Source organism: Massilia sp. Root335, from assembly GCF_001425685.1.
In the GTDB taxonomy this organism is placed as follows: domain Bacteria; phylum Pseudomonadota; class Gammaproteobacteria; order Burkholderiales; family Burkholderiaceae_D; genus Telluria; species Telluria luteola.
On sequence record NZ_LMCY01000048.1, the window covers coordinates 191,333 to 198,943 of the forward strand.

General features: G+C 64.6%; 8 protein-coding genes. 5 read left to right on the forward strand and 3 right to left on the reverse strand.

All coding sequences use genetic code 11. From position 1 onward, the window contains the following. The coding region (locus ASC93_RS30200; protein ID WP_082548331.1) for a YqaA family protein at positions 1-430 on the reverse strand (430 nt) is incomplete at its 3' end. A 76-nt stretch (positions 431-506) separates the two neighbouring features. Here ASC93_RS30200 and ilvA point away from each other — a divergent pair. The 5 genes from ilvA (at position 507) to rapZ (ending at position 6,003) form a co-directional block, all read left to right on the forward strand. Further along, positions 507-2,141 carry a threonine ammonia-lyase, biosynthetic gene (gene ilvA, locus ASC93_RS24675; protein ID WP_082548322.1) on the forward strand — a complete coding sequence of 545 codons (1,635 nt, stop codon included), beginning with the start codon at positions 507-509 and terminating at the stop codon, positions 2,139-2,141. A 201-nt stretch (positions 2,142-2,342) separates the two neighbouring features. Further along, positions 2,343-3,173, forward strand: coding sequence for an NADPH-dependent 7-cyano-7-deazaguanine reductase QueF (gene queF / locus ASC93_RS24680; RefSeq protein WP_056448939.1), 831 nt, complete (start codon positions 2,343-2,345; stop codon positions 3,171-3,173). A 367-nt stretch (positions 3,174-3,540) separates the two neighbouring features. Then, positions 3,541-4,023 (forward strand): PTS sugar transporter subunit IIA, encoded by a 483-nt coding sequence (locus ASC93_RS24685; protein ID WP_056448943.1) that lies wholly within the window; start codon positions 3,541-3,543, stop codon positions 4,021-4,023. 16 nt (positions 4,024-4,039) lie between these two features. After that, a complete protein-coding gene (gene hprK / locus ASC93_RS24690; protein WP_036238906.1) occupies positions 4,040-4,975 on the forward strand; it encodes an HPr(Ser) kinase/phosphatase in 936 nt (311 codons plus the stop codon). Positions 4,976-5,139: 164 nt separating this feature from the next. Next, positions 5,140-6,003, forward strand: coding sequence for an RNase adapter RapZ (gene rapZ, locus ASC93_RS24695; RefSeq protein ID WP_056448946.1), 864 nt, complete (start codon positions 5,140-5,142; stop codon positions 6,001-6,003). Positions 6,004-6,127: 124 nt separating this feature from the next. Here rapZ and ASC93_RS24700 read toward each other — a convergent pair whose 3' ends face one another. Both ASC93_RS24700 and raiA read right to left on the reverse strand, forming a co-directional pair. Continuing rightward, positions 6,128-7,210: an enoyl-CoA hydratase/isomerase family protein gene (locus tag ASC93_RS24700; protein ID WP_056448949.1), complete on the reverse strand. Its 1,083-nt coding sequence runs from the start codon at positions 7,208-7,210 to the stop codon at positions 6,128-6,130. A 123-nt stretch (positions 7,211-7,333) separates the two neighbouring features. Further along, the coding region (raiA, locus tag ASC93_RS24705) for a ribosome-associated translation inhibitor RaiA (protein WP_082548332.1) at positions 7,334-7,611 on the reverse strand (278 nt) is incomplete at its 5' end.

The following is a 7,611-nucleotide window of genomic DNA, read 5'->3' on the forward strand; positions in this document are numbered from 1 at the left end:
TCATGAAGACATAGCGTCCGAACTTGCCGATGGCCATATAGATCACGCTGGGCCAGAACGGCAGGTGCAGCCAGCCGGCCAGGGTGCACAGCGGGTCGCCGATGCCCGGGACCCAGGACAGCAGCATCGTCTTGGCGCCGTAGCGTTTCAGCCAGTGGAACCAGCGCGACGAGCGCTCCTTCGCGAAGGCGACCTTGGCGCGGTAGCCGATCCAGTAGTCGACGACGCCGCCCAGCGTGTTGCCCAGCGTGGCGACGAGGATCACGGGCCAGAACATGGCCGGATTGGCTTTCACGACCGCGAACACGGCCGGTTCGGAGCCGAGCGGCAGCAGGGTGGCGGAAACGAAGGCGATCAGGAAGACCGACGTCAGCCCGACGGTGGGCACGGCGAGGAATTTCAGCAGCCACAGTACGGCGGATTCGATCATCGGCAAGAAGGGATGGACGGCGGACGGATGGGTTGATTACATTATAATGGGGAGAAACACCTCGTAACGACACGGTATGCCAGGCTCTACCGAGCCAAGCTGCCGCACTGCTCGCCTCGGTTACCCACCAAGCAGGACAGTCAGCGTCGCCCCGGAACCCGAACAGACCGCATCGATCATGACTACCGACTACCTCAAGAAAATCCTTACCGCACGCGTCTACGACGTCGCCGTCGAAACCCCGCTCGAATACGCTCCCAGCCTCTCCAAGCGCACCGACAACAAGATTTACCTGAAGCGCGAAGACATGCAGAGCGTGTTCAGCTTCAAGCTGCGCGGCGCCTACAACAAGATGGCGAACCTGTCGGAATCGCAACTGAACCGCGGCGTGATTTGCGCGTCGGCCGGCAACCACGCGCAGGGCGTCGCCATGTCGGCGGCCCGCCTGAACTGCCGCGCCGTGGTCGTCATGCCGACCACGACGCCGAGCGTGAAGGTCGACGCGGTGCGTGCCTTCGGCGGCAACAACGTGGAAGTCGTCCTGCACGGCGAGTCGTACACCGACGCCTTCAACCATGCGCAAGTGCTGGAGAAGGAGCAGAAGCTGGCGTTCGTGCACCCGTTCGACGATCCGGACGTCATCGCCGGCCAGGGCACGATCGGCGTCGAGATCCTGCGCCAGCATTCGGGCCCGATCCATGCCATCTTCCTGGCGATCGGCGGCGGTGGCCTGATCAGCGGCGTGGCCGCGTACGTGAAGCAGATCCGTCCCGACATCAAGATCATCGGCGTGCAGACCAACGATTCGGACGCGATGGCGCGCAGCCTGAAGGCCGGCGAACGCGTGACCTTGCAGGACGTCGGCCTGTTCGCGGACGGCACCGCCGTGCGCCTCGTGGGCGCCGAAACCTTCCGCCTGTGCCAGGAACTGGTCGACGAGATCATCATCGTCGACAACGACGCGCTGTGCGCCGCCATCAAGGACGTGTTCCAGGACACGCGCAGCATCGTCGAGCCGTCCGGCGCGCTCGCCGTCGCGGGTGCCAAGGCGTATGTCGAGCGGTCGCTGATGACGAAGAACCCGGTGCGCGGCGAGACGCTCGTCGCCATCGCCTGCGGCGCCAACATGAATTTCGACCGCCTGCGCTTCGTCGCCGAACGCGCCGAACTGGGCGAGGCGCGCGAAGCCGTGTTCGCCGTGACGATTCCCGAGCAGCGCGGCAGCTTCAAGCGCTTCTGCGCGCTGATCGGCCCGCGCAACGTCACCGAGTTCAACTACCGCATCAGCGACGAGCGCGAAGCCCACGTCTTCGTCGGCGTGCAGATCGGCAGCCGCAGCGAGTCGGGCACCGTCGCGCGCACGTTCGAAGAACACGGCTTCCGCACCCTCGACCTCACGCACGACGAACTGGCCAAGCAGCACGTACGCCACCTGGTCGGCGGCAAGAGCGGCCTGGCGCACGACGAGCTGCTGTACCGCTTCGAATTCCCGGAACGCCCGGGCGCGCTGATGCGCTTCCTGGACAGCATGGCGCCGAACTGGAACATCTCCCTGTTCCACTACCGGAACCAGGGCGGCGACGTGGGGCGCATCCTCGTCGGCTTGCAGGTGCCGTCCGGCGAGATGGACGAGTTCCGCCAGTTCCTGGCCACGCTGGGCTATCGCTACTGGGACGAGAGCGCGAATCCGGCGTACAAGCTGTTCCTGTAAAACGGTCGCGGATGTGCATGGTGGGCTCGGGGAGCCCACCCTACGCGCTACCCGAAGCGCCGTAGGGTGGGCACCCCGTGCCCACCGATGATATGCCGATAACGCATCCAATTGCGGAAAGGTGTACGATACGCCGCTTTGCCGCCGCCGGACCGGCATCGCCACGCACGTCACGAACGTGGCCGGCCTCGAGAAAACATCATGACCAATACCCCTGAACATTCGCCTCTCGGCAAGAACTCGGCCTACCAGACCCAGTACGCGCCGGAGCTGCTGTTTCCCATCCCGCGCCAGCAAAAGCGCGACGAACTCGGCCTGACCGGCACGCTGCCCTTCTTCGGCGTGGACATCTGGAATGCGTACGAATTGTCGTGGCTGAACATGCGCGGCAAGCCGCAGGTCGCCATCGCGACCTTTACCGTGCCCGCCGATTCGCCCAACATCGTCGAATCGAAATCCTTCAAGCTCTACCTGAATTCGTTCAACCAGACCCGGCTGGCCAACACGGACGCCCTGCTCGCCCTGCTGCGCGACGATTTGTCGACCGCGTTCGGCGCGCCCGTGCACGCGGCGCTCACCCTGCCCGAAGACTTCGACAAGGTCAAGATGGGCGAGCAGGACGGCCTGCTGATCGACCGTCTCGACATCGAGGTCGACAACTACAGTCCGTCCCCGGAACTGCTCAAGGCCAATCACGACGAAGCCGCGGTCGAGGAAACCCTCGTGTCGCACCTGCTCAAGTCGAATTGCCTCGTCACCGGCCAGCCGGACTGGGGCAGCGTGCAGATCCGCTATGCCGGTCCGCAGATCGACCAGGAAAGCCTGCTGCGCTACCTGATCGGTTTCCGCGAGCACAACGAATTCCATGAGCAATGTGTCGAGCGCATCTTCACCGACATCCTGCGCCAGTGCAAACCGATCAAGCTGGCCGTGTACGCCCGCTACACCCGGCGCGGCGGCCTGGACATCAATCCCTGGCGCGCCAATTTCACCACCGGAAAACTGCCGAATTTGCGCACTGCGCGTCAATAAACAGTGTGGATGGGTGATTTTTCGTCGATCACCCCCATCTACAGTGTACGTTTCCAACGACATTTGCGACGCCAACCCAGCCATATCGGCGGGCGTGCCGCCATGTCGCCGGATATGCAAAGCGACAAGTTTGCGCTAGAAAAATCGGAAAAAGAGGCCCCGGGACGATGTTTTGTGCGTAAAACCCGGGATTTCGCGGCGGAAATTGCGCATGTCCGATTGCCGGATGCGAGGTCTTTACGCAAAGGTTTGCGACAGGGATCACACAGGTGCCGAACGACATGCGAAATCGAATTACACGGCCATAAAACCGGCCTATAATTCCCGCTCGCAAGCATCCCAGGATGCACCGCAATAGAAGCGTGTTATGACTAATCTAAGCAAAATCCTCTCGCTCGAGAACGTGCAGCTCGATTTGGAAGTGTCGAGCAAGAAGCGCGCCTTCGAGCAGGCCGGCCTCATCTTCGAGAACAACTGCGGCATCGCCCGCTCCACCGTGTCGGACAATCTGTTCGCGCGCGAGCGCCTCGGGTCCACGGGACTCGGCCACGGCGTCGCCGTGCCGCACGGCCGCATCAAGGGCAGCAAGAGCCTCAAGGCGCCGCTGGCCGCGTTCGTGCGCCTGCTCGAACCGATTCCGTTCGAATCGCCGGACGGCCAGCCGGTCAAGCTGCTGTTCTTCCTCCTGATCCCGGACCATGTCACGCAACAGCATCTCGAGATCCTGTCCGAGATCGCGGAACTGTTCTCGGACGAGGCCATCCGCACGGCATTGACGACCGATACGGACCCGCGCGCCGTCTACGAACGCATCATCAACTGGCAGCCGAGCCTGCAAGCCCTCGGCTGACCTTGCGAAAGGGAACATGCTGCAGACTCCGCTGACCATCCAACGGCTGTACGACGACAACCGCGACAGCCTGCAACTGGGCTGGTTCGCCGGATTCCCGGGCGGCGAGCGCCAGATTTCCGGCGACGCCGTCTCGGCCGCGGACCAGGTGGGTCACCTGAACCTGATCCACCCGGGCCGCATGCAGGTGTTCGGTCACCAGGAACTGAATTACTACCAGCGTTTGAAATCCGGCTCGCGCAGCCACCTGATCGGCGAACTGATCGCGGGCGGTCCGCCGGCCCTGTTCATCGCCCAGGGCCTCGACACGCCGCCCGACATCCTCGCCATCTGCGACGAGCAGAACATCCCGCTGTTTTCGACGCCGCTGCCGGCCGCGCAGGTGATCGACTACCTGCGCGTGTACCTGTCGAAGAAGCTGGCGCAGCGCGTCATCATGCACGGCGTGTTCATGGACGTGCTGGGCGTCGGGGTGCTGATCACGGGCGACTCCGGCCTCGGCAAGAGCGAGCTGGGCCTGGAACTGATCTCGCGCTCGCACGGCCTCGTCGCCGACGACGCCGTGGAATTCTCGCGCATCGCCCCGAACATGATCGAGGGCCGCTGCCCGCCGCTGCTGCAAAACCTGCTGGAAGTGCGCGGCCTGGGCCTGCTGGACATCAAGGCGATCTTCGGCGAGACCGCGGTGCGCCGCAAGATGCGCCTCAAATTGATCGTCCACCTCGTCAAGCGCGGCGCGCTGGACGAAGAGGTCGAACGCCTGCCCTTCCACTTCCCCACCGAGGACGTGCTGGGCCTGCCGATCCGCAAAGTGGTCATCCCCGTCGCGGCCGGCCGCAACATCGCGGTGCTGCTGGAGGCCGCCGTGCGCAATACGATCCTGCAGCTGCGCGGGATCGATACGCTGCAGGAGTTCATGGAGCGGCAAAGGCAGGCGATGTCCAGCGACTGAGCATGCGAAATCGGATCCCCGCCTGCGCGGGGACGACGTTTTTGAGGCGACGCGCCTACATCGTCGTTCCCGCGCAGGCGGGAACCCAAGTTCCGCTGTTGCAAATACCTCAACAAGAAGCCTGGTGCACTGCGGTAAACATCGGCCGATGCTATCATCGCCGCATGCGCATCCTACTCATCACAGGTATCTCCGGCTCCGGTAAATCCGTGGCCCTGAACGTCCTCGAAGACGCAGGCTACTACTGCGTCGACAACCTTCCACCTGCCCTGCTGCCGGCCCTCGTCGGCAACATCGACGGCGGCGACACGAAACGCATCGCCGTCGCCGTCGATGCGCGCAGCGCCGAATCGCTGGCCGAGCTGCCGACGACGGTGGCGACCCTGCGCGACGAAGGCCACCAGGTCAAGGTGATCTTCCTCACCGCCAGCACGCACTCGCTCGTCGCGCGCTTTTCCGAGACGCGGCGCAGCCATCCGCTGTCGCACGAACTGCGTCCGGGCGAGAACCCGGCATCGCGCCGCACGCTGATCGAATGCATTTCGGAAGAGCGCGACCGCCTCGGTCCGATCGAAAAGATGGGCCACGTGATCGACACCTCGGAACTGTCGGCCAACAAGCTGCGCGCCTGGGTCAAGGAACTGGCCGAGGTCACGTACGCGCCGCTGACGCTGTATTTCGAATCGTTCGCGTTCAAGCGCGGCGTGCCGCTCGACGCCGACTTCGTGTTCGACGTGCGCGCCGTGCCGAATCCGTATTACGACCTCACCTTGCGTCCGCTGAACGGCAAGGACGCACCCGTGATCGCCTTCCTCGACGCGCAGCCGCAGGCGGCCGAACTGCTGTCCGACATCCGCGCCTTCATCGCCAAGTGGCTGCCGTCGTTCAAGAAGGACAGCCGCAGCTACCTGACGGTGGCCGTCGGCTGCACGGGGGGACAGCACCGGTCCGTGTACATGGCGGAGCGCCTCGGGACTTATTTCGCCGACACGGAACGGGTCGTCGTGAGGCACCGCGAGCAGCCCTGAAGCGGCAGACGTGACGCATGCGCTGTCGCGGGCACGGGGTGCCCGCCCTACGGCTGACGTCTCGTAGGGTGGGCTCCCCGAGCCCACGCGCAGACACGCAGACACGCAGACGCAACCTGCCGAATCACAAGTCGCGCAGCGGATGCGCGTGCGCCGGCCACACCGGCGCGAAGAACCACGCGACCATCTCCGGCGTGACGTCGGCCAGCAGCGGCGGATTCCAGCGCGGCGCATTGTCCTTGTCGATCACGAGCGCGCGCACGCCCTCCAGCACCTCGCCATGTTCGAACGTGCGGCGCACGAGCGAGCGCTCCATGCGCAGGCAGTCCGCCACGCCGAGACTGGCGCCCCGCACGAGCATCTCGCGCGTCACGGACATCATCAGCGGCGAGCGCTGGCGCATCGTGGCCAGCGTCTTTTGCGCGAACGGGCTCGCGTCCGTCTCCAGCGACGCCATCACGGCCGCCACGGAATCCGCGCCGAAGTGGCGGTCGATCGCCTCGCGCTGCGCGGCCAGCTCGCCCGCGCCGGCCTGCGACGCATACGGCGCCGCGAACGCGCGGATCGCGGCGGGCAATTGCGCGCCCGGCGTCGCCTCGACCAGCGCGCGCAGCGCATCCAGCTGCGAGGACGGCACGAACACGTCGGCCAGCCCCACGTAGATGGCGTCCGCCGCACCGACGGTCACGCCCGTCACGCCCAGGTAGTGGCCCAGGCGGCCCGGCGCGTGCGACAGGAAGTGGCTGCCGCCCACGTCCGGGAACAGGCCGATGTTCACCTCGGGCATGGCAATTTTGGAACGCTCCGTCACGATGCGCAGGCCGCAGTCCGGCCCGCCCTGGGCGATGCCCATGCCGCCGCCCATCACGACGCCGTCCATCAGCGCGATATACGGCTTCGGATAAAAGTGGATCAGGTGGTTGAGGGCGTATTCCTCGGTGAAGAAATCTTCCAGCAGCGGGCTGCCCGTCTGCGGCGTGGCCCTGCCGGCCTCGTGGAAGAAGCGGATGTCGCCGCCCGCACATAAGGCCTTCTCGCTCGTGCTGGCGATGACGACGGCGTCGACGCCGGCATCCCCGCGCCAGGCGAGCAAGGCCGCGGTGAGCGCGCGGACCATGTCCAGCGACAGCGAGTTGAGGGCTTTGGGGCGGTCCAGGGTGATGATGCCGGTGCGGTTGGCGACCCGCGTTTGCACGTGTTCGGTCATGTCTCGTGTTATTGAAGTGTTATTGGAATAAGCAGAACCGCATTCTAACGCGCATGGGTGGCGCATAAAATCGAAAAGGGCGCCGATGCGCCCTTTGTCATTGATGCTGCTGCACGCGTGGCATCACGCGGCGGCGGGTTCTTCCTCTCCCCCTTCGGACATGCGCTTGATGCACGCGTTGTCATGATCCTTGAGCATTTGCTTGTACTTGACGACCTGGCGGTCGAGGCGGTCCATCAGCATGTCGATCGCGGCATATAAATCGTGCGCGGCACTGGCGACATGGACGATCTTGCCTGCGAGACGCAGATTGATCTCGGCTTTCTGGCGTTTTTCTTTCTCGGTGAGATTGTCGATGCAGAGGATGACATGAGAGTCGATCACTTGATCGAAATGGCGGG

What these genes read in the sequence shown, in the direction of transcription:
- hprK (WP_036238906.1), top strand. Translation starts at nt 4,040, where the DNA reads ATGCTGCAGACTCCGCTGACCATCCAACGGCTGTACGACGACAACCGC.
- ASC93_RS24685 (WP_056448943.1), top strand. Translation starts at nt 3,541, where the DNA reads ATGACTAATCTAAGCAAAATCCTCTCGCTCGAGAACGTGCAGCTCGAT.
- ASC93_RS24700 (WP_056448949.1), bottom strand. Translation starts at nt 7,210, where the DNA reads ATGACCGAACACGTGCAAACGCGGGTCGCCAACCGCACCGGCATCATC.
- ilvA (WP_082548322.1), top strand. Translation starts at nt 507, where the DNA reads ATGCCAGGCTCTACCGAGCCAAGCTGCCGCACTGCTCGCCTCGGTTAC.
- rapZ (WP_056448946.1), top strand. Translation starts at nt 5,140, where the DNA reads ATGCGCATCCTACTCATCACAGGTATCTCCGGCTCCGGTAAATCCGTG.
- queF (WP_056448939.1), top strand. Translation starts at nt 2,343, where the DNA reads ATGACCAATACCCCTGAACATTCGCCTCTCGGCAAGAACTCGGCCTAC.